The organism is Aeromonas sp. MTB (assembly GCF_056632455.1).
Genome location: NZ_CP147026.1, coordinates 317,887 through 336,804 on the forward strand (window position 1 = coordinate 317,887; position 18,918 = coordinate 336,804).

Genomic DNA, 18,918 nt, shown 5'->3' on the forward strand with positions numbered 1-18,918 from the left:
TGGTGGCTCAGACCGTCCCAAAGGAGTGGAGTCTATGGAGTGTCGTAGCGGCTGCGCTGCCTGTTGCATCGCCCCCAGTATCAGCAGTGCCATTCCCGGTATGCCAGATGGCAAACCGGCTGGCGTCCCCTGTATCCAGCTCGATAGCGCCCTTGGCTGCAAGATCTTCGGTCAACCGGAGCGGCCGGCGGTGTGCGGCGGTTTTCGCCCCATGATGGATGTGTGCGGCAGCCATCGCGCCGAGGCCATCTGGCTGATCGGCGAGCTGGAGCGGCTCACCACCTGACGAGGGCAGGGCGAAGAGATAAAAAAAGAGGCCGCATCATGCGGCCTCTCGCGTTTCTGTTTGCCGGGGATCAGATCCCCGCCAGCTCCAGTGCCTGACGATAGTACTCGTTGGCCTTGTTGGTAAGGCGGCGTTTGTCCATCAGCTGGCCGAGAGCGTGATAAGCGGCGGCGCTCGGCGCCCGCTCCACCTCCTGCTCCAGCAGCTTCTGGGCGTCGTCCAGTTGACCTGCCAGCAGATAGATCTGGGCCAGTGCGGTGTCCACCTCCGGTTGCCCCTGCTGTTTTTGCAGCAGTGCCAGCAGCGGCTGGTAGCTGTCGAGTTTCAGCTTGGGCAGGCGAGCCAGCAACTGCGGCATCGGCTGTTTTCGCAGTGCCTCCTGCCACAGGGTGGCGGCCTCGCCATCGGCGCCCAGCTGGCGCAGCAGATCGCCGTAGCAGGCCAGCAGTTCCGGCTCGAGGCGCAGCTTGCGCGGCAGATCCTGCCATACCGCCTTGAGGGTCTCGAGGCTGCCGGCAGCCTGTTGCAGACGACCACACCAGGCCTGTTGCAGCAGATCTTCTTCCTGTTTCGGGGTCAGCTTGCCCACCTTGTGCAGCGCCGGGATCAGGTCGCACAGGGCACTCCAGTCCTGACGGGCCAGATGCACCTGACGCAGCTGATCCAGCACCATGGCGTGGCGCGGGTTGAGGGCGTAGACCGACTCTAGCATCGCCAGCGCGGTATCGTACTGGCCCTGCTCGATTTGCAATTGGGTCTGGGTCAGGGTGAGCGCCAGCTCGGCCTTGGGATTCTCCTCCTGCGCTTTTTGCAGGTATTGATCCCGGCGGGCGTCGTCACCACGGGCCTGTGCCGCCTTGGCGGCGCTCAGGTAGTTGAGCAGCGGGGTGTCGCTGTTGCTGGCCCCCTTGATCATCAGCTTTTCAGCCTGACTGTAGTGCCCTTCGGCCATTGCCAGGGTGGCGGCGACGGTCTGTTGATTGGCCTTGCGGCGGCGGCGCGAGCCGTACCAGCCGAGGGTCTTGCGGCGCAGGCCGAATACCCGGCCCAGCAGCCACTCGACGATCAGCAGGGCGCCGTAGAACAGCACGGCCAGGATCACCGCACTGGTGACGGAGGATTCGATGGTGTAATTGCCAAGGGCAATCAGCACATAGCCCTTGTTACCGGAGGCTTGCGGGCCAAAGATCAGCCCTGCGACCATCACGGCAACCAGAATGATTATACGGATCATGGTGCCCTCCTCAGCTGCTGGCCAGAATGCGTTGCAGGCGTTCGGTCAGCACCTGCTCCAGCATGGCCTGGGTCTTGAACTGGGCCGGATAGTCGATCTGGATCTGCTCACCTTTGAGCTTGTCGATCTCGCCCTGCATGTAGCGGGTGGCGCTGTTGTCGGTGTCGAAATATTGGGTCAGCCAGCGCTGGGCCTTGTCCAGGCTGTCTTCGTAGAGGGCCTGCTGCTCGCGATAGACGGAGAGCTGGGCCTGCAACAGCTTGGTCTTGAGGTTTTCACGCAGGAAGATCTCCTGTTGCGGCGAGAGCAGCGCCTCGACCGCGCCATCGCGGCGACGGATGGTGACGAAGTTCTCGGTGAACTTGACCCAGTTCTTCTTCAGGTTGCTCTCCCACTCGTCGGGATTGGTGCTGACCGCCTGATCCGGCTCGGCCTTGGCTTCCGGCATGCTGACGGTGGAGAGGGGCAGCAGCTCGATCTGGTCGGAGAGCGCAGCTAGCTTGAGGGTCAGCCCCTCGCGGTCGATGCGCGGCATCCCCTTGAGCTTGGCGATATCCTCGGCCAGCGCCTTGCGGATCGGCATCAGGCTGGGGTCGTTGAGGGCGGCGATCCGCTCGTCGGCATTGCCGAGCAAGGTGATGGCGGAGACGAGGTCATGCTCCAGCCACAGCTTGCGGCCCGCCATTCGTACCAGATATTCGGATTCGGCCAGCATCCAGTCGTTGGGGCGCTTGTCGTTGAGATCCAGTACCCGATTCTGCAGGCCCTGCATCTCCCCTTGCAGCCGCTGCTGGGTTTGATCCAGCGCGGCCAGCTGCTCGGCATCCTTGCTGCTGGTCTGGTCGATCTTGCTCAGGGCGCTCGCCAGCTGCTGCTTGAGCTGGGCCAGTTCGGCCTGCTGGGCTACCGCATTCTTGTGACCGTGCAGATAGAGACCGCCGGTCAGGCCAAGGGCCAGCAGGATAGCAACCCCTCCCAGTACGGCACCGGAGCGGCTCTTGCTGCCATTGACCGCAGCGGTCGGCTGGGGTTTGACCTGGGATTCTTGTTGTTCTGTCATTCCATCTTCCTCAGTTCCAGTGCGGCCGTCAGGGCCTGGTTGGATGCACCTTGGGCAATCGTGATATGGATAAAGCCCGCGGAGTGGGCCATCTCGGCCACGCGCGGGCTGGGGACCACCAGCAGGCGGTCAAAAAGCCAGGGCTGCTGGCTGGTGGGAACCAGATCCAGCAGGCGTTGCAACAGTTCACCACTGGTAATGAGCAGGCTGTCCAGCCCCGCTGCCTGCCAGTGGCGGGTTAATGTGTTCCCGTCCAGCTCGGGGTAGTGGCGCTCATAGGCCGCACAATAGTGCACCAGAGCACCGCGTGAGGCCAGTGTGCTGGCGATGAGATCCCGCCCGCCATTGCCGCGCAGGATCAGTACCCGTTTGCCTGCTACCTGCTGCAGGGCGGGCAGGGCCAGCAGTCCTTCGCTGCGCGGGTCATCCGGGCAGCTTGCCGTGATGCCGATGGTGGCAAACGCATCTGCGCTGGCCTGACCCACTGCAAAGTACTCAATATGTGGCCAGGTCTGACCAGTTTGCAACAGAAAATCGTGTGCAAAATGAACGGCATGGATGCTGACGGCGATAACCGCGTCAGCACTGCGCAGCAGGTCGGGCAGGAGAGGGAGTTCGCTGCCCGCCACGGTTTCCAGCAGCGAGCAGCAGAGTGGTGCATGGCCGTGCTGGCGCAGCAACTGCACCAGCTCGGCGGCCTGGGCGGCCGGACGCACCACCAGCGGGGTCATGCGCGGTAGACCTCGGCGAGGATCTCGTCGGCACCGGCGGCCAGCAGGCGCTGGGCCAGTTGCTCGCCGAGGGCCTCACCATCGGCCAGCGGGCCACGGATCTCGTCACGGATCACCTGGCTGCCATCCGGGCTACCCACCAGACCGCGCAGCCAGATCTGCTCGCCTTCGACCAGTGCGTAGGCTCCGATAGGCACCTGACATCCCCCTTGCAGGGCGCGGTTCATGGCGCGCTCGGTCAGCACCCGGGCGCGGGTCTCGGCGTGCTCCAGCGGCGCTAGCAGAGCGTGCAGCTCAACGTCGTCGAGGCGGCATTCGATGCCGACAGCGCCCTGACCGTTGGCGGGCAGGCTCTGCTCCGGCTCGATAAAGGCGGTGATGCGGTGCGCCATCTCCAGTCGTTTCAGACCGGCGGCGGCGAGGATGATGGCGTCGTACTCACCGGCATCCAGCTTGGCGAGGCGAGTGTTGACGTTGCCACGCAGGTCGCGGATCACCAGGTCGGGGCGGGCGGCGCGCAGCTGGCACTGGCGACGCAGGCTGGAGGTGCCGACAACGGCCCCTTGCGGCAGTTCGGCAATGGCCTTGAAACGATTGGAGACGAAGGCGTCGCGGGGATCTTCCCGCTCGCAGATGGTGTGCAGGCCGAGCCCCTCGGGGAACTCCACCGGCACATCTTTCATGGAGTGAACAGCGATATCGGCCCGCCCTTCCAGCATGGCGGTCTCCAGCTCCTTGACGAACAATCCCTTGCCGCCCACTTTGGCCAGCGGGGTATCGAGGATCTTGTCACCCTGAGTGCTCATGGGCACCAGTTCGACCTGCAACTGCGGGTGCAGGGCTTCGAGCCGGTCTTTGACAAAGTTGGCCTGCCACAGGGCCAGCGGGCTCTTGCGAGTGGCAATTTTCAGGGTTCGGGCTGCCATATCAATCAGTTGTTTCATTTTTAGAAGGAAATCGATATTACCACCCTTTGCCCGGGCTTTCATGGCGGAGCCGGCAAAAGCGGGGCCAAGCTCAAAAATGCATGCTGAAAATGATTTTCATTAAGCAAGAGGTGTTGATTAATTCATTGAATGTATTGGAATTTAATGATTTCCCCTGATACTTGATGTGGTCATACCAGAAATAATCTGGCGTTTAGCTGAAGGCTTGTTTACCACCGCTGTTTGCATTGTTAACATGATCACACTTTTTTGACGTATCCCCCTTTTTGGTGCGTCATTTTCACTTAGGTGATAGGCAGGGCATTGCAGGAACACATCGATACGCTGGTTGCGCGTTATGACGACATTACCCGTCTCAAGACGCAACGGGCGTTAGGCCTCATGAGTCGCTATGGGCAGCAGGTATTTCAACTGCTGCCTGTCATGCTGCACTTCAATCATCCCCTGCTGCCCGGTTATGTCTCCGGTGATGTCCCTCATGGCATCTGGAGCTTCAGCGCCACCGCCGAGCAGCAAGCCTTTATCGATGACCTCTGCCGCAACGCCAACTGTCAGAGCGGCCTTGCCACCCATGATCGGGCCATTCAGGGGCTCTACTCCATGGGCAGCACCTCCTCCATCGGTCAGTGCTGTCACTCCGATCTCGATATCTGGGTCTGCCACGTGGCCGGTTTGTCGCAGGAGCGGCTCGATCTGCTGGAGCTGAAGTGCCAGCAACTCTCCAAGTGGGCCGAACAGCGCGGGGTCGATCTCAACTTCTTCCTGATCCCGGAAGACAAGTTCCGCCAGACCAACGATGCCCAGATGCAGGGGGAGAGCTGCGGCAGTGCCCAGCACCTGCTGCTGCTCGACGAGTTCTACCGCAGTGCCATGCGTATCGCGGGCAAACGCTTGATCTGGTATCTGGTGCCCACCGAGTGTGATGATCACTACGATGAGTATGTGAACGAGCTGTTCGAGAGCGGCAAGCTCAAGCAGGATGACTGGCTCGATCTGGGCAGTTTTGACCGTATTCCGGCCGAAGAGTATTTCGGCTCCGCCCTGTGGCAGCTCTACAAGGGGATCGACTCCCCCTACAAGGCGGTGCTCAAGTCGGTGCTGATGGAAGCCTACTCCCACGAGTATCCCAACACCCGCCTGCTATCGATGATTGGTCGCGACTGGTTCCAGCACAACGAGGGGATGCACTACCGGCTCGACAACTACTGTCTGATGCTGGACAAGGTGACCAACTACCTGAAGTCCATCGGCGACATGGCGCGGCTCGATCTGGTGCGCCGCTGCTTCTACCTCAAGGTGTGCGACGGTCTCAGCCATCCCAAGGATGATCACTCCCCCGAGTGGCGCCGTGAGCAGATGAGCCAGCTGGTTTCCTACTGGGGCTGGAGTCAGGACAAGCTCTATCAGCTCGATCATCGCCACGAGTGGAAGATCGAAGAGGTGAAGATCGCTCACGCCGAGCTGCTGGAAGCCCTGATGCAGAGCTACCGCAACCTGATCCAGTTCGCCCGCCGCAACAACATCAGCGAGTCGATCAACCCGGAAGATATCGGCATTCTGTCGCGCAAGCTCTACGCCGCGTTCGAGAGTCTGCCGGGCAAGGTGCAGCGCATCAACCTCAAGATCGCGCCGGATCTGAGCGAGCCGGATCTCAGCTTCGTGCAGGTGCCTCACGGTCGCCTCAACCGCGCCGGCTGGTATCTCTACAAGCATTCGCTGGAGCCGGTGGACATCATTGGCCGCGCGCCGCTGGAGTTCAACGGCTACATCAGCAAGCTGGTCTCCTGGGCCTACTTCAACGATCTGCTGACCCCCCAGTCGCGGGTGCACCTGTTCAATCAGGGCTCGGATCTGCACATCGACAATCTGCACCAGTTCTGCCGCGATCTCTCCGGCTGCTTCCCCGAGAAGTACCCGCTGGCCACCAACCTGGCCCTCAGCCGGCCGTGCGAGATCCGTCAGCTCTCCATCTTCCTCAATCTGGAGATGGACCCGACCAGTCACTGGGTCGGTCAGGTGATCGAGTTTGACGCCAACACAGTGGATGTCTTTTCGTTCGGCCGCAATCAGGAGTGTCTGGTGGGATCTGTGGATCTGGTCTACCGCAACTCCTGGAGCGAGATCCGAACCCTGCACTTCCAGGGGGATGAAGCCGTGGTCGATGCCCTCACCACCATCCTCGGCAAGATGCATCAGGATGCTGCCGCCCCCGAGATGATCGAGGTGTTCTGCTACAGCCAGCACTTCCGCTCTCTGGTGCGCTCCCGCTTCCAGACCCTGGTGGCGGAGTGTATCGACCTGCGCCTTGCACGCGACAAGCAACAGCTGGTCAAGACCATGGCCCTTGGCCGCGAGAAGTACGGCATCTTCTTCGAGCGGCGCGGGGTGTCGGTGAAGAAGCTGGAAAACGCCATCGATTTTTACCGTCACATCTCCCACAACAAGCTGGATCATCTGCCGCTGCGGCTCGACAAGACCCACAGCCAGCATCTGCCGAGCATCGTCGATGCCTACGCCAGCGAAGGCTTGGTGCAGTTCTTCTTCGATACCCGGGATGCGGGCACCAACATCTATATCCTCGATGAGGCGAACCGGGTGGAGATCTACCAGCACTTTGCTGGCAACAAGGATGAGCTGGTGGCGGGGGTCAACCGCTTCTACACCTCCAATCACGAGCGGTTCAGCGATGATGGGCAGTTTATCAACTTCAACCTGCCCCAGTACTACGAGATAGTACAAGTGAATGGCGAGCTGGATGTGATCCCCTATCGCAGTCAGGGCACTCTGCGCGAACAGGTGCCGCCCGCTCGGGAAGTGGGTTGATCCGTCAGTTGGAATCGCCATAAAAACGGCCTGCAGATGCAGGCCGTTTGCTTTTGCGGTTGTTCAGGCGCCGAGACGAGCCAGCAGCCAGCTGCGAATGTCGCCGAGCTGCGGACTGCAGATCTCGTGGCGCATCGGGTACTCGTGCCACTCGGGGGCGAGTCCGGCGCTTTCCAGCCGGTTCTTGGCATCCCAACCGAGCGACAGGCTCACCACATCGTCGTAGATGCCGTGCATGTAGCTGATGGGCAGGGTGCGAGCGGCCTCGCTCATCTCGCCGAGCAATTTGTCGGGGGCTGCCAGATAGGTGGACATGCAGAGCAGGCCCGCCAGCGTTGCCTGATAGCGCAGCGCGGTGAAGGAGGCAATCACCCCGCCCTGAGAGAAGCCCGCCAGCACGATATGCTCGGGGGCAAACCCGTCGGCCACCAGCTGATCGAGCAATGCGGCAATCTGGTCGGCTGATTCACGGACATGGGACTCCACGGCCCGCTCGTCGGGATCCTCGAAGCTCCTGATGTCGTACCAGCCGCGCATCTTGTAGCCCATGTTGATGGTGATGGGGCGCTCGGGGGCATCCGGCAGCAGGTGACGCACCGGTAGCTCGGCGGGCAGGTCCAGCGCGTCCACCAGCGGGGCGAGACCGGCGCCGGAATCACCCAGCCCATGCAGCCAGATCACCGCATGACGGGCGCCCTGCGGGTGCAGGTCAATCATGGGAACACCACCTCTTCGCCCGCCTGGGCGGTGCAGGATTGGCTCAGCAGCGTCTTGAGCTCGTGGCCGAAGCGGTTGTCGATCCAGGTGTCACCCTGCAGTTCGAAGTGGAAGCCGTTCTCGCGGGTGGCGACCCAAATCTGGTGCAGTGGCTCCTGCTTGTTGATGATGACCTTGGTCTTGTTCTCGAAAGAGAGGGTCAATACGCCGCCGCTGCGTTCGCAGTCGATATCCGGATACCCCTCGTCGAGCGTGTCTTCCACATATTGGAAAAAGGCGTCTGTCAGGGCGTGATACTCGTGATCCTTCATCGGTTTATCCTGTTGCTTTTAACAATGTGAGTGCGATTATAGAGGGCCAAAAATTTTTTCGCAGCGAACCATTATGATCACTCAGTTCACCAAGTGTCTGCTTGCCACTCTTCTGTCCCTCGGGTTGGCCGCGTGCGGTCTGAAGGGGCCGCTCTATATGCCGCCCCCCGAGCAGCCACAGAGCCAGAGTACACCGCAAGCAGCACCGCCTGCGACCACTGAGGCTGCCACCGAGGCCGCGCCGCACTAATGCCGCACCCATTCTAGGAAGGAACCGCCCCCTTGGATCACTTTAACTACGACGCCGCCGGCCAGCTTCAGGCCGAGCAAACCTCGCTGCAACAGCTTGCCGAGCAGTACGGTACCCCGCTTTACGTCTACTCCCGTGCGACCCTCGAGCGCCACTGGCACGCCTTCGACAAGGCCGCTGGCGATATTCCCCATCTGATCTGCTATGCGGTGAAGGCCAACTCCAACCTGGCGCTGCTCAACCTGCTGGCCCGACTGGGCTCGGGGTTTGACATCGTCTCCGGTGGCGAGCTGTCGCGGGTACTGGCGGCGGGCGGTGATCCGGCCAAGGTGGTCTTCTCCGGCGTGGCCAAGAGCGAAGCGGAGATGCGCCTTGCGCTGGATAAAGAGATCCTCTGCTTCAATCTGGAGTCGGAAGCCGAGCTGGAGCGCCTCAATCGGGTGGCGGGCAGCATGGGCAAGAAGGCTCGCGTCTCGGTGCGGGTCAATCCGGATATCGATGCCGGTACTCACCCCTATATTTCCACTGGCCTCAAACAGAACAAGTTCGGCATCCCCATCGAGCTGGCGCCAGCCATCTATCGCAAGGCGGCCGCGATGGCGAACATCGAGATCGTCGGGGTGGATTGCCATATCGGCTCGCAACTCACTGAATTAAATCCCTTTATGGAAGCGGCTGACAAGTTGCTGCGGCTGATCGACGGTCTGGCGGCGGAAGGGATTCATATCCATCATCTGGACGTGGGCGGCGGCCTTGGGGTCAACTACGGTTCCGAGCAGCCACCCCATCCGACCGAGTATGCCGAAGCGCTGAAGCAGAAGCTGGCGGGCCGGGATCTGACCCTGCTGTTCGAGCCGGGCCGTGCCATCGTCGCCAATGCCGGCGTGCTGCTGACCCGGGTCGAGTACCTGAAACCGGGCGAGACCCGCAACTTCGCGCTGATCGATGCCGGCATGAACGACATGCTGCGCCCCTCTCTCTACGGCGCCTGGATGAACATCATCGAGGTGGATAGCCGTGCCGGTCATGCTCCCGCGCTCTATGACGTGGTGGGCCCGGTGTGCGAGACCGGTGACTTCCTCGGCAAGGAGCGCACCCTGGCGATTGCCGAGGGGTCGCTGCTGGCGGTGCGTTCGGCCGGTGCCTACGGCTTTACCATGTCATCCAACTACAACACCCGTCCGCGTGCAGCCGAAGTGCTGGTGGATGGTGCCGAGGCGCACCTGATCCGCGAGCGTGAGCAGTTGGCCGATCTCTGGCGTGGTGAGCACCTGCTGCCCTGATGCAGTAGATAGAGATGACAGAATTTTACAGCCCTGACAGCACAGGAATGCACGATGTGGATAGATTGTTCCACGGTGCATGGGGCTTTGGACAACGACTTTATGGCGCTTGGCGACCCTTGGTTCGGTGAATTTTTACAGCCCTAACAGCACAGGAATGCACGATGTTGATAGATTTTTCCAAGATGCATGGCTTGGGCAACGACTTCATGGTGGTGGATGGCGTCACCCAGAAGGTATTTTTCAGCAATGACGTCATCAAGAAGCTGGCAGATCGCCACTTCGGGATCGGCTTTGACCAGCTGCTGCTGGTGGAGCCGCCCTATGACCCTGAACTCGACTTTCACTATCGCATTTTCAATGCCGATGGCAGCGAAGTGGAGCAGTGTGGCAACGGTGCCCGCTGTTTTGCCCGTTTCGTGCGTCTCAAGGGGCTGATAAACCGGGATCGCATCGCGGTCAGTACCGCCCGGGGTCGCATCGTGTTGCAGTTGGAGGGGGAGAATCAGGTCACGGTCAACATGGGGGTTCCCCAGTTTGAGCCGGGCAAGATCCCGTTCCGGGCCCAGAAGGCAGAGAGAACCTATCTGCTGCGGGCGCAGGAGCATACCGTGATGTGTGGCGTGGTCTCCATGGGCAATCCCCACTGCGTCATCGAAGTGCCTTCGGTCGCCGATGCGCCGGTCGAAACGCTGGGTGCCATCATGGAGCGCCACGAGCGTTTTCCCGAGCGGGTCAACGTTGGCTTCATGGAGATGGTCAATGCCACCGAGATCAAGCTGCGTGTATTCGAGCGGGGCTGTGGCGAGACCCTGGCCTGCGGCACCGGTGCCTGTGCGGCGGCGGTGATTGGCATCAGTCAGGGCAAGCTCAAGGAGCGGGTCACCGTCAGTCTGCCGGGCGGCAAGCTGACCATCGCCTGGAAGGGGCCGGGCCAGCCGGTCTATATGACAGGTCCCGCCGAGCATGTGTTTGACGGCCAGATAGAGGTTTAGCCGATAAAGGTTCAGGTACGGGGGGCGTTGGCCCCCTTTGCCCATGATGTCGGGGCAGCGAGCCCCATTTCTCTGATGGATCAACCAATTTATGAGCGAACTCAAACGGCAGGAGCAATCGGTGGATGAAGCCACTGTGCTGGAGTACCTGGCCCGTTATCCCGAGTTTTTCCAACGCCATGCCGCCGTGCTGGACCGGATCCGCATTCCCCATGAACGCAAAGGGTCGGTCTCGCTGGTCGAGCGCCAGCTGGAGCGTCAGCGCGAGCGGATCGAACAGCTGGAGCAGGAGATCACCGAATTGATGGGGATCGCCAGCGAGAACGAGCGGATCTTCCGGGTCTATGCCGATCTCTACGGCGAGCTGTACGGTTGCCAGACCCTGTTCGAGGTGAGTGCCGTGATGGGCAAGGCCTTTGTCCAGCGGCTGCGCCTGACCGGGCTGCGGCTCTGGCTCAATCCCAAGAAGTTTACCCTGAGCGGGCCAGAGCAGCGTTTTCTGGCGCAGGGCAAGCAGCTTGAATCCCTGCTGGGTCAGCGTTTGCCGGGGCAGGATTACTACTTTGGCCGCCTGAGCCAGAGCGAGAAGCAAGCGCTGTTTGGCCATGATGTGCTGGTCAACTCGGTGGCCCTGATGCGGCTCGGCGATCTCGGTGTGCTGGCCTTCGCCAGCTCGGATCCCGGCCACTTTACTCCCCACAACGACACCCTGCTGCTGGGCCAACTGGGGCGCCTGCTGCAACTGCGTCTGCCCGAGTTGACTCATGGCTAGAACACCGGCCAGGGCGCCCGCCAAAGCTCCCGTCGTCGCACCGCCACTGCCTGCGGAACTGGCGGACGAGCTGGCGGCCTTTATCGAATACCTGAGGGTCGAGCGTCAGCTCAGCCCTCATACCCGCAATAACTATCAAGCCCATCTGGAGGCGATGACCGCCGAGCTGGTGGCCCTGGGGCTCACTGACTGGGGTCGGCTCGAGGCGAGTCAGGTACGCACTCTGGTGACCCGGATGCACAAGGGGGGCCTTGCTCCTCGTTCCCTTTCCACCAAGGTCTCTGCCCTGCGCAGCTTTTGCGACTGGCAGGTGCGACAGGGTCGGCTGACAGCCAATCCGGCCCGTGGCATCGTCACCCCCAAACAGGGGCGGCCGCTGCCGAAAAACCTCGATGTGGACGAGATGCACCAGCTGCTCAACATCACCGACGAGCAGGATCCGCTGGCGGTGCGGGATCGCGCCATCATGGAGCTGATGTACTCCTCAGGTCTGCGTCTGGCCGAGCTGGTGGGGATCAATCTGGTGGATCTGAAGCTCGACGACCGCCAGCTCAAGGTGACCGGCAAGGGCTCGCGGGAGCGGGTGCTGCCCATCGGCCGGATGGCGGTGGAGTGGCTGCAGAAGTGGCTCAAGGTGCGGCCGTTGCTGGCCGGGGACGAGAGTGAGGCGCTGTTTGTCTCCAGCCGCAAGCAGCGGCTGTCGGCCCGCTCGGTGCAGGCCCGTCTCGATGGCTGGGGCAACAAGCAGGCGCTCAACGCCCATGTCCACCCCCACAAGCTGCGCCACAGCTTCGCCACCCATATGCTGGAGTCCTCCGGCGATCTGCGGGCGGTGCAGGAGCTGCTGGGTCATGCCGATCTCTCCACCACCCAGATCTATACCCACCTCGACTTCCAGCATCTGGCCAAGGTTTACGACAGCGCCCACCCCAGGGCCAAGCGTGACCCGGATGCGCAGGATGATGAATAACGGGCCCTGAGCCCCGTTGCAGAGGAGAGTCCATGCACTTCTATCGCCGCTGGCAGCCGGTTGCTGCCATCTCGTTTGACCTCGATGACACCCTCTATGACAACGGCCCCGCCATCGTGCGCGCCGAGCAGTGGATGCTGAGCCATCTGCGCAGCGAATATCTGGCCACCGCCATGCTCGACAAGCCGCGCTGGCTGGAACTCAAGCGCAGTGTGCTGAACGGTTCCCCCGAGCTGCGCCACGATGTCAGTCTGGCGCGCCAGCAGACCATCCGCGCCGCCATGGTCGAGGGGGGGATGGCCGACCAGCAGGCCAGCCGTGAGGCGGAGCAGGTCTTTGCTGCGTTTCTGGCAGAGCGCTCGAAGATCGAGGTGAGCGAGTCCACTCATCAGCTGCTGGCCAGACTGGCCGAACGCTACCCGCTGGTGGTGATCACCAACGGTAATCTGGATCTGGTTCAGGCTGGGCTGGATTGCTACTTCACGCTGGTCTGCAAGGCGGGGGCGGGCGCCAGAATGAAACCGGCACCGGATATGTTTGAGCAGACCCGCAGCACCCTCAAGCTACCAGCAGAGCGGATCCTCCATGTGGGGGATCATCCCGAGACCGATGTACTGGGGGCCCGTTTGCACGGCTTTCGCGCCGCCTGGCTCAACGAACGGCAGCAACCGTGGCAACAGCTGCAACTGTTGCCGGACGTGGAGCTGACGGCTCTGGAGGATCTGGCCGAGCTGCTGCTCTGATGGCGCTGGCGGATGGCCCGGCTCAGGCGGTAATGGCTGTCAGCGAATAGCGATATATGGCAAGGGATTACGCCCGCTATTTGCGGCAAACCAACCCGAGCAGGGTGTAGCGGTCGCGCTGGTTGACGCGGCAGTAACTGATGCCGACGGGCAGCGCCTGCTGCAGGGTGATGGCGCTGTTCTGATAGCGGCAGACCAGATAGAGGGGGCGCAGGCTGCTATCGAGCTGGCTCCAGTAGTGGATCTCGTCGCTGTCGCCATTATCCGGTTTGAGTTGTGCCAGCTCGGCAGGATCTCCGTCGAACAGGGCCAGATTATCGAGCCGGTGACTGAGGGTTTCGTCCGGTTTGCCATCGTCATTGCGGGTGAACGCCTGCCAGCCCTGCTGCGGGGTCAGCAGCTGCTGGCGAGTCTCGATGGTGGCGGGACAATCAAATTGCAGGCTGGCGGCAAGGGCCAGGGTGGTCAGTAACATGGCTGCGGTTCTCTCTTCACGTCCTCAATACGATGCCATGCTACGTCATCTTCCGCCGAACAGCTTCATCAGTTTATCAAGCAGATCAAGCTGTTGTGGTGGTTGCTTCATGGCTTCCGCCTCCCGCTCCAGCAGCGCCTGCTGCTCCTGCTGGCGGTCGCTCAGCACCCGGTAGAGGGGCTCGACCAGCGCCTCGCGCTGCATCACCAACTCCTGAAACATTGCCTGATTGATGCGATAGGTTTCGACGGTGGCCACCGCCCGTACCGTGAAGGAGCTGGGCTCGCCGGTGAGCAGGCTCAGTTCGCCAAAAAAGTCTCCCGCGTTGAGCGTACCAAGCTTCAGTTCTCGCCCCTCGACATTGACCACCATCTCGGCTTCCCCTTTGACCAGCACGAACAGCCAGCTGGAGACATCTCCCTGCTCCAGCATGATGTCGCCGCTGACGAAGGGGGCGAACTTCACCTGATCGGCCAGCTGGAGCAGCTCGTTCTCCTGCAACATGGCAAACAGCGGCAGCTTGCGCAGGGTATCGGTTCGTTCGGCAGTGTGGCGCTTGTGGCGAGCATCCAGATGCTGCTTCTCCTTGGCCATAAAGACGTTGAAGATCGGCGGGGTGAGGCGGCGATCGTTGCGGCGCAGGGCGGCATCGATCAGGCTGCGCACCATGGAGTCGGTCGGATCGTCGCGAGCCAGATCGGTCAGCCAGTAGCGCACCGCATAGCGGGCAATCCCTCCTTCGACGTTCATCAACAGGCAGTCCGGTTGCGGGTGCTTGGCAACGCAGGGGAGCTTGGTCTCCCGCAGGGATTTCTCGATCAGCGCGATGATCTGGGTCGGCAGGGTATCCAGGGTCAGATCGAACCAGACCCAGCGCCGCCACTGCAAGGGTTCGCCACGGCGGCGCCCGAGCACGGTGAAGCGCTGTTTGAGCAGATGGCTGTTGGGGATGACGACTGTCTCCCAGTTGCGGGTTTCGATGGTGGTGGCACGCCAGTTGATCTCCACCACCCGGCCCTGGGTGGTGTCGACTTGCAGCCAGTCACCGATGGCGATGGAGTTGTCGAGCTGAATGGAGACCCCGGCCAGCAGGTTGCCCAGGGTGTCCTGCATGGCGAAGGCGATGACCGCGGTGATCACCGCCGAGGTAGTGACAATCTCTCCGAGCGCCATACCGGAGGCGTAGAGGCGAAACAGACCCCAGCCGATATAGCCGATGGTGATGACGATATCGGCGATGATCCGCGGGATCCGCACATGGCAGAGGGGGAGCAGAAATTCGAACAGCAGGATCCCCCATATCTTGACCAGTATCAGGCCAGCCAGCAGGGTGGAGATCTCGATCAGCAATTGATGGGGCAGCGGCAGTTTGAACCAGCCCCCTTCCAGCTGGATCAGCAGGATCACCACCGCGCTAATCATCACGAAACTGAGCTCGGAGAGCAGCTCCCGTCGCTGTCCCGGACGGCGCCAGAAGTGGAGCAGAATCAGGGAGAGGGTGAGCAGGGTCCAGAACGGGTGTTCGCCAATCCAGATCAGCGTCGGTAGCGCGGTGAGGTTTTCGCCAGCCATAGCAGCACCTTATTGTGGTTTTATTTCCAGCATAGCTGCTGCGGCGAGGGGAAATGGTGCGTTGGGGCGGCAATTTATTTATCCTGTGCAGAACCGGGCAAAGGAGTGCGATTGAGTGAAATTTTCAAAGAAAATCATCTGTTTGATGGCCCTGTTGCCATTGGCGGGCTGCGACCTGCTGGCCGAGAAGTATCGGGTCGAATTCCGGGATGGCTCCTGGCGTGAAATAGCCATTACCCCCTTCTCCAGCGAGGCGCGCTGGCGTGAGGGGTGTGCCACCGGCGAGGTGTTGAGTGACATGAAGGTGCCAATCAAGCGGGGTGACACGGTCAATGGCCGCGAGCAGTTGCTGATCGGTGGCGAGAAGTTCGAGCTGGATGACAACAATCTCTACCGCAGCAACGGTATGGTGTTTGGCCATTCGCCTGACCATATCCAGCGCGGGCTCAAGGGGATGGATATCTGCCGTACCCTGCGCCCCGAACGGGGCGGACTGCCCAAACTCAAGGCGCGCGGGTTTGGCGACTGAATCGATGAGGGATTAACTCGTTGCCATCAATGCACAGCGCTGGCGGCAGGCATCGCCAAAGGCTTGAAAGATCTTGATGGAGTGGGGATTTTCATTGGCTTTCCACTCCGGATGCCACTGCACTGCCAGCAAAAAGGGTGACAGTGCGGGGGCATGAAGTGCCTCGATCAGCCCATCTTCTGCGTGGGCCAACGGCTCCAGACCCTTCCCCAACCGGTTGATGCCCTGTCCATGCAGGGAGTTGACCGGAATCTGTTCTTCCCCCATCAGTTCGGCAAACCAGCTGCCCGGCAGCAGTTTGATCTGATGGCTCGGCCCGTACTGCTCGTCGACCGGATCGTCGGCATCCTCCCGGTGATCGTCATAACCCGGCTCGTTATAGACCTTCTGATGGATGTCTCCCCCCAGCGCCACGTTGATCTCCTGCATTCCGCGGCAGATACCGAGGATCGGCAAGCCACGGGCGAGCGCCCCCTTGATGAGGGGCAGATCGAACAGGTCGCGATCCCTGTCCTGCTGTTTCTCCGGCGTGAGGTTCTCCTGACCGTAGAGGGCCGGATCGATGTTGGAGCCGGCGCCGCTCAGATAGATGCCGTCAGCCAGATCCAGATACTGCTCCAGATCGGTGGTGCCGCAGCAGGTGGGCACCAGCAGCGGGACGCAGCCGCTTATCTCCACCAACGGCATGATGTATTTGTGGGTCATCACCTGATAGGCGTGGCCGTTGCGGGGCTGGGCGCCCATGGTCATCAGCACGACAGGTTTACGGGTGGCGGGAGGCTGGGGATTTGGCATAGGGCACCTTGATTATCCTTGGCTTTGAAGTCTCATCCTGCGCCTTGGGCAGGCCCTTGCAAACCGCTAGGGCAAGGGCATGCCTCAAGGCATGGTCATGGGATCCCGCGTCGGGCCGGGTGGCAGAATCGTTGGTCAGCCTGGGCAGCGACAGCCTGGATCCTCTCTTCAGTCTGCCAAGGCCGTTCAATATGTCAAACAAAATGATACCAAATTGTTAACGCGTCTGTTTTGGTCTGCTCTGAAGCGGCGATTTAACAGGGTTGTTGAGATGGGCCGTTATGGCTGGGGTAGCAAAATGGTGGATATATTAAACGCGCAGGGATGGCGGGGGGATGTGGAGAGAAAAAGGCATCAATAGAAGCACGCCTCCGCAAGGGGAGGCGTGTTTCGGGGATCACAGCAGGTCTTCGATCTCGCCGCGCAGATACTGGTACATCTCGCGGTAGGCGACCGGCGGCTTGTTCAGTTCCCGCTCCTTGTTGGCGGAACGGATCAGCTGGCGCAGCTTCTGGCGATCCAGCTCGTGGAACTGGGACATCAGTTCGTTGAGGGCGCTGTCACCTTCGATGATCAGGCGCTCGCGCCACTGCTCCAGGCGATGCAAGCGGGCATTCACGGTGGAGTGACGGTTCTTGATGATGGAGAGCGCTTCGGCAATCGGCTCGATATCGCGGCTGCGCATCAGGCGGCCGATAAACTGCAGATGGCGACGGAAGGACTCATCCTTCTTCGGCTTGAGTTTGCGACCCAGCTCGACAGCTTCTGCAAGCTCTTCATCCAACGGGATTTTTTCCAGCTCGCTGTGGCTGAGGGAGACGATCTCTTCCCCCATTTTCTGCAATGCTTCGGCATCGCGCTTGAGCTGGCTCTTGCTGGGGCCCCAGTCTTCGAACTCGTTGTCGTCTTGATATTGACTCATCGGTCTCTTGATTCCTGTCATTCACGTTTGGTGGATATGTTACCAGCTTCTCCCGCTGGGCGCAGGGGTCTGATATGCTTACCCCCCTTTCCTTCTTTCATACAGATGTGAGTTATGGATCAGCAAGACCAAATCCGCCAGGATCAAGCCCATCTCGAGGCCGTGGTTGCCGAAGCCCTGGAGATAGCCAAAGGACTGGGCGCCTCGCTGGCCGAAGTCTCCATCAGCAAGCAGACCGGGTTGTCGGTGAACACCCGGGGTTGTGAACTGGAAAGCATTGAATTCAATAAAGATGGTGCCCTCGGCATCGCCGTCTATCGCGATGGTTGCAAGGGTTCCTCCTCGACCACAGATCTGAGCAAACCCGCCATTCGAGCCGCCGTTGAAGCGGCCATCGAGATTGCCCGCCACACCTCGGCCGATGATTGCGCCGGTCTGGCGGACGCCGAACTGCTGGCCTGGGATGCCCCCGATCTGCAACTGTGCCACCAAATCGAACTGGATCCCCAGCGCGGGATCGAACTGGCCATCGAGTGCGAGCGGCTGGCGCTTGGTCGCGATGCCCGTATCAAACACTCCGACGGTGCCGGTTTCTCCAGCCATCTCGGCATCAAGGTCTATGGCAACAGCCACGGCTTCGTCAAAGGCTACGCGGCGTCGCGCAACTCACTAAGCTGTGTGCTGATCGGTGAGCAGGATGGCGACATGCAACGGGATTACGGCTACTCCTCCAGCCGTACCCTCGACGGACTTTGGAGCCCGCAACGCATCGCCGATGAGGCAGTGGAGCGTACCGTCTCCCGCCTCGGCGCCCGCAAGATCTCTACCCGTCACGCGCCTGTGCTGTTCCACCCCGATACTGCCTCCGGCCTGTGGGGCCACCTGGTGATGGCCATCAGCGGCGGCAACCTCTATCGCAAGTCGAGCTTCCTGCTCGACAAATTGGGCAAGCAGATCCTGCCCGAGTGGCTCACCATTCAGGAGTTCCCCCACCTGCTGGGCGGGCTCGCCAGTACCCCGTTCGATGGCGAAGGGGTGCGTACCCGCGACATGGATATCATCCGTAACGGCGAGCTGATGAGCTGGCTGCTGACTTCCTACTCTGCGCGCAAGCTGGGGCTGACCACCACGGGGCACGCCGGTGGCATCCACAACTGGCAGGTCTCCAATACCGGCCAGGATTTTCAAGGCATGCTGAAAGAGATGGGTACAGGTCTGCTGGTGACCGAGCTGATGGGGCAGGGGGTCAATATCGTCAATGGTGACTACTCCCGCGGCGCTGCCGGTTTCTGGGTCGAGAATGGCGAGATAGCCTATCCGGTCGAGGAGATTACCATCGCCGGCAATCTGGCCGAGATGTTCAGCCATATCGTGGCGGTGGGCCGTGATGAGGATGAGCGCTCCAGTCTCAAGACCGGCTCGGTGCTGGTAGAGAATATGAAGCTGGCGGGTCACTGATCCCGGTTTCAACAGAACCGAAATGTCTAGTCCTGAAATAGGTTT

Annotated in this window: 20 protein-coding genes; 10 read left to right on the plus strand and 10 right to left on the minus strand. The window is 61.1% G+C overall.

The features are described 5' to 3' along the window. Positions 1-34 precede the first annotated feature (34 nt). Positions 35-286, plus strand: coding sequence for a YkgJ family cysteine cluster protein (locus WBR25_RS01495; protein ID WP_005336384.1), 252 nt, complete (start codon positions 35-37; stop codon positions 284-286). 70 nt (positions 287-356) lie between these two features. Here the strand turns inward: WBR25_RS01495 and WBR25_RS01500 are convergent, their stop codons facing one another. The 4 genes from WBR25_RS01500 to hemC are packed head-to-tail and all read right to left on the minus strand — an operon-like array spanning position 357 to position 4,237. Beyond that, entirely contained in the window at positions 357-1,520 is a 1,164-nt protein-coding gene (locus tag WBR25_RS01500) for a heme biosynthesis HemY N-terminal domain-containing protein (protein WP_479749297.1), read from the minus strand. Between the two features lie 10 nt (positions 1,521-1,530). After that, positions 1,531-2,580 (minus strand): uroporphyrinogen-III C-methyltransferase, encoded by a 1,050-nt coding sequence (locus WBR25_RS01505; RefSeq protein WP_005336380.1) that lies wholly within the window; start codon positions 2,578-2,580, stop codon positions 1,531-1,533. Next, entirely contained in the window at positions 2,577-3,311 is a 735-nt protein-coding gene (locus tag WBR25_RS01510; RefSeq protein ID WP_479749298.1) for a uroporphyrinogen-III synthase, read from the minus strand. Before WBR25_RS01510 ends, WBR25_RS01505 begins: the two co-directional genes overlap by 4 nt. Then, positions 3,308-4,237: a hydroxymethylbilane synthase gene (gene hemC, locus WBR25_RS01515; RefSeq protein ID WP_139740585.1), complete on the minus strand. Its 930-nt coding sequence runs from the start codon at positions 4,235-4,237 to the stop codon at positions 3,308-3,310. The genes WBR25_RS01510 and hemC overlap by 4 nt, the downstream gene beginning before the upstream one ends. 324 nt (positions 4,238-4,561) lie before the next feature. Between hemC and WBR25_RS01520 the strand changes: the two genes are divergently transcribed. Beyond that, positions 4,562-7,081, plus strand: a complete 2,520-nt coding sequence (locus WBR25_RS01520) for a class I adenylate cyclase (RefSeq protein ID WP_021231823.1) — start codon at positions 4,562-4,564, stop codon at positions 7,079-7,081. A 63-nt stretch (positions 7,082-7,144) separates the two neighbouring features. Here WBR25_RS01520 and WBR25_RS01525 read toward each other — a convergent pair whose 3' ends face one another. Together WBR25_RS01525 and cyaY are read right to left on the minus strand one after the other, a co-directional pair. Next, the gene (locus WBR25_RS01525; protein WP_479749299.1) at positions 7,145-7,798 is read right to left on the minus strand and encodes an alpha/beta hydrolase; all 654 of its coding nucleotides are present in this window, start codon (positions 7,796-7,798) and stop codon (positions 7,145-7,147) included. Further along, the gene (cyaY, locus tag WBR25_RS01530; RefSeq protein ID WP_323978103.1) at positions 7,795-8,109 is read right to left on the minus strand and encodes an iron donor protein CyaY; all 315 of its coding nucleotides are present in this window, start codon (positions 8,107-8,109) and stop codon (positions 7,795-7,797) included. The genes WBR25_RS01525 and cyaY overlap by 4 nt, the downstream gene beginning before the upstream one ends. Before the next feature lie 73 nt (positions 8,110-8,182). Between cyaY and lptM the strand changes: the two genes are divergently transcribed. The 6 genes from lptM to WBR25_RS01560 all read left to right on the plus strand — a co-directional run bounded on the left by lptM (position 8,183) and on the right by WBR25_RS01560 (position 13,122). Beyond that, positions 8,183-8,359 carry an LPS translocon maturation chaperone LptM gene (gene lptM / locus WBR25_RS01535; protein WP_019444858.1) on the plus strand — a complete coding sequence of 59 codons (177 nt, stop codon included), beginning with the start codon at positions 8,183-8,185 and terminating at the stop codon, positions 8,357-8,359. A 32-nt stretch (positions 8,360-8,391) separates the two neighbouring features. After that, positions 8,392-9,642 (plus strand): diaminopimelate decarboxylase, encoded by a 1,251-nt coding sequence (gene lysA / locus WBR25_RS01540; protein WP_075115816.1) that lies wholly within the window; start codon positions 8,392-8,394, stop codon positions 9,640-9,642. Positions 9,643-9,806: 164 nt separating this feature from the next. After that, positions 9,807-10,637, plus strand: a complete 831-nt coding sequence (gene dapF / locus WBR25_RS01545) for a diaminopimelate epimerase (RefSeq protein WP_339329187.1) — start codon at positions 9,807-9,809, stop codon at positions 10,635-10,637. Positions 10,638-10,728: 91 nt separating this feature from the next. Continuing rightward, entirely contained in the window at positions 10,729-11,409 is a 681-nt protein-coding gene (locus WBR25_RS01550) for a DUF484 family protein (RefSeq protein ID WP_043821859.1), read from the plus strand. Beyond that, positions 11,402-12,379 carry a tyrosine recombinase XerC gene (gene xerC, locus WBR25_RS01555; protein ID WP_111899803.1) on the plus strand — a complete coding sequence of 326 codons (978 nt, stop codon included), beginning with the start codon at positions 11,402-11,404 and terminating at the stop codon, positions 12,377-12,379. The genes WBR25_RS01550 and xerC overlap by 8 nt, the downstream gene beginning before the upstream one ends. Positions 12,380-12,411: 32 nt before the next feature. Next, positions 12,412-13,122, plus strand: coding sequence for an HAD-IA family hydrolase (locus tag WBR25_RS01560; protein WP_445981080.1), 711 nt, complete (start codon positions 12,412-12,414; stop codon positions 13,120-13,122). Between the two features lie 76 nt (positions 13,123-13,198). On the opposite strand, the gene WBR25_RS01565 is transcribed toward WBR25_RS01560, so the two are convergent. Further along, positions 13,199-13,597, minus strand: coding sequence for an STY0301 family protein (locus WBR25_RS01565; protein WP_005336367.1), 399 nt, complete (start codon positions 13,595-13,597; stop codon positions 13,199-13,201). Positions 13,598-13,642: 45 nt separating this feature from the next. After that, on the minus strand, positions 13,643-15,169 hold the full coding sequence (locus WBR25_RS01570; RefSeq protein WP_479749300.1) for a cyclic nucleotide-binding domain-containing protein: 1,527 nt from the start codon (positions 15,167-15,169) through the stop codon (positions 13,643-13,645). A gap of 145 nt (positions 15,170-15,314) precedes the next feature. Here WBR25_RS01570 and WBR25_RS01575 point away from each other — a divergent pair, with 145 nt between their 5' ends. After that, a complete protein-coding gene (locus WBR25_RS01575; protein ID WP_040069030.1) occupies positions 15,315-15,698 on the plus strand; it encodes a hypothetical protein in 384 nt (127 codons plus the stop codon). 12 nt (positions 15,699-15,710) lie between these two features. Here the strand turns inward: WBR25_RS01575 and WBR25_RS01580 are convergent, their stop codons facing one another. Together WBR25_RS01580 and yjgA are read right to left on the minus strand one after the other, a co-directional pair. Then, positions 15,711-16,493: a gamma-glutamyl-gamma-aminobutyrate hydrolase family protein gene (locus WBR25_RS01580; protein WP_479749301.1), complete on the minus strand. Its 783-nt coding sequence runs from the start codon at positions 16,491-16,493 to the stop codon at positions 15,711-15,713. A 397-nt stretch (positions 16,494-16,890) separates the two neighbouring features. Further along, positions 16,891-17,415, minus strand: a complete 525-nt coding sequence (gene yjgA / locus WBR25_RS01585; protein WP_479749302.1) for a ribosome biogenesis factor YjgA — start codon at positions 17,413-17,415, stop codon at positions 16,891-16,893. Between the two features lie 114 nt (positions 17,416-17,529). On the opposite strand from yjgA, the gene pmbA reads away from it, so the two are divergent. Continuing rightward, positions 17,530-18,873 (plus strand): metalloprotease PmbA, encoded by a 1,344-nt coding sequence (gene pmbA, locus WBR25_RS01590; protein WP_040068810.1) that lies wholly within the window; start codon positions 17,530-17,532, stop codon positions 18,871-18,873. Positions 18,874-18,918: the final 45 nt, after the last annotated feature.

What these genes read in the sequence shown, in the direction of transcription:
- WBR25_RS01495 (WP_005336384.1), top strand. Translation starts at nt 35, where the DNA reads ATGGAGTGTCGTAGCGGCTGCGCTGCCTGTTGCATCGCCCCCAGTATC.
- WBR25_RS01500 (WP_479749297.1), bottom strand. Translation starts at nt 1,520, where the DNA reads ATGATCCGTATAATCATTCTGGTTGCCGTGATGGTCGCAGGGCTGATC.
- WBR25_RS01505 (WP_005336380.1), bottom strand. Translation starts at nt 2,580, where the DNA reads ATGACAGAACAACAAGAATCCCAGGTCAAACCCCAGCCGACCGCTGCG.
- WBR25_RS01510 (WP_479749298.1), bottom strand. Translation starts at nt 3,311, where the DNA reads ATGACCCCGCTGGTGGTGCGTCCGGCCGCCCAGGCCGCCGAGCTGGTG.
- hemC (WP_139740585.1), bottom strand. Translation starts at nt 4,237, where the DNA reads ATGGCAGCCCGAACCCTGAAAATTGCCACTCGCAAGAGCCCGCTGGCC.
- WBR25_RS01525 (WP_479749299.1), bottom strand. Translation starts at nt 7,798, where the DNA reads ATGATTGACCTGCACCCGCAGGGCGCCCGTCATGCGGTGATCTGGCTG.
- cyaY (WP_323978103.1), bottom strand. Translation starts at nt 8,109, where the DNA reads ATGAAGGATCACGAGTATCACGCCCTGACAGACGCCTTTTTCCAATAT.
- lptM (WP_019444858.1), top strand. Translation starts at nt 8,183, where the DNA reads ATGATCACTCAGTTCACCAAGTGTCTGCTTGCCACTCTTCTGTCCCTC.
- dapF (WP_339329187.1), top strand. Translation starts at nt 9,807, where the DNA reads ATGTTGATAGATTTTTCCAAGATGCATGGCTTGGGCAACGACTTCATG.
- WBR25_RS01550 (WP_043821859.1), top strand. Translation starts at nt 10,729, where the DNA reads ATGAGCGAACTCAAACGGCAGGAGCAATCGGTGGATGAAGCCACTGTG.
- xerC (WP_111899803.1), top strand. Translation starts at nt 11,402, where the DNA reads ATGGCTAGAACACCGGCCAGGGCGCCCGCCAAAGCTCCCGTCGTCGCA.
- WBR25_RS01560 (WP_445981080.1), top strand. Translation starts at nt 12,412, where the DNA reads ATGCACTTCTATCGCCGCTGGCAGCCGGTTGCTGCCATCTCGTTTGAC.
- WBR25_RS01565 (WP_005336367.1), bottom strand. Translation starts at nt 13,597, where the DNA reads ATGTTACTGACCACCCTGGCCCTTGCCGCCAGCCTGCAATTTGATTGT.
- WBR25_RS01570 (WP_479749300.1), bottom strand. Translation starts at nt 15,169, where the DNA reads ATGGCTGGCGAAAACCTCACCGCGCTACCGACGCTGATCTGGATTGGC.
- WBR25_RS01575 (WP_040069030.1), top strand. Translation starts at nt 15,315, where the DNA reads ATGGCCCTGTTGCCATTGGCGGGCTGCGACCTGCTGGCCGAGAAGTAT.
- WBR25_RS01580 (WP_479749301.1), bottom strand. Translation starts at nt 16,493, where the DNA reads ATGCCAAATCCCCAGCCTCCCGCCACCCGTAAACCTGTCGTGCTGATG.
- yjgA (WP_479749302.1), bottom strand. Translation starts at nt 17,415, where the DNA reads ATGAGTCAATATCAAGACGACAACGAGTTCGAAGACTGGGGCCCCAGC.
- pmbA (WP_040068810.1), top strand. Translation starts at nt 17,530, where the DNA reads ATGGATCAGCAAGACCAAATCCGCCAGGATCAAGCCCATCTCGAGGCC.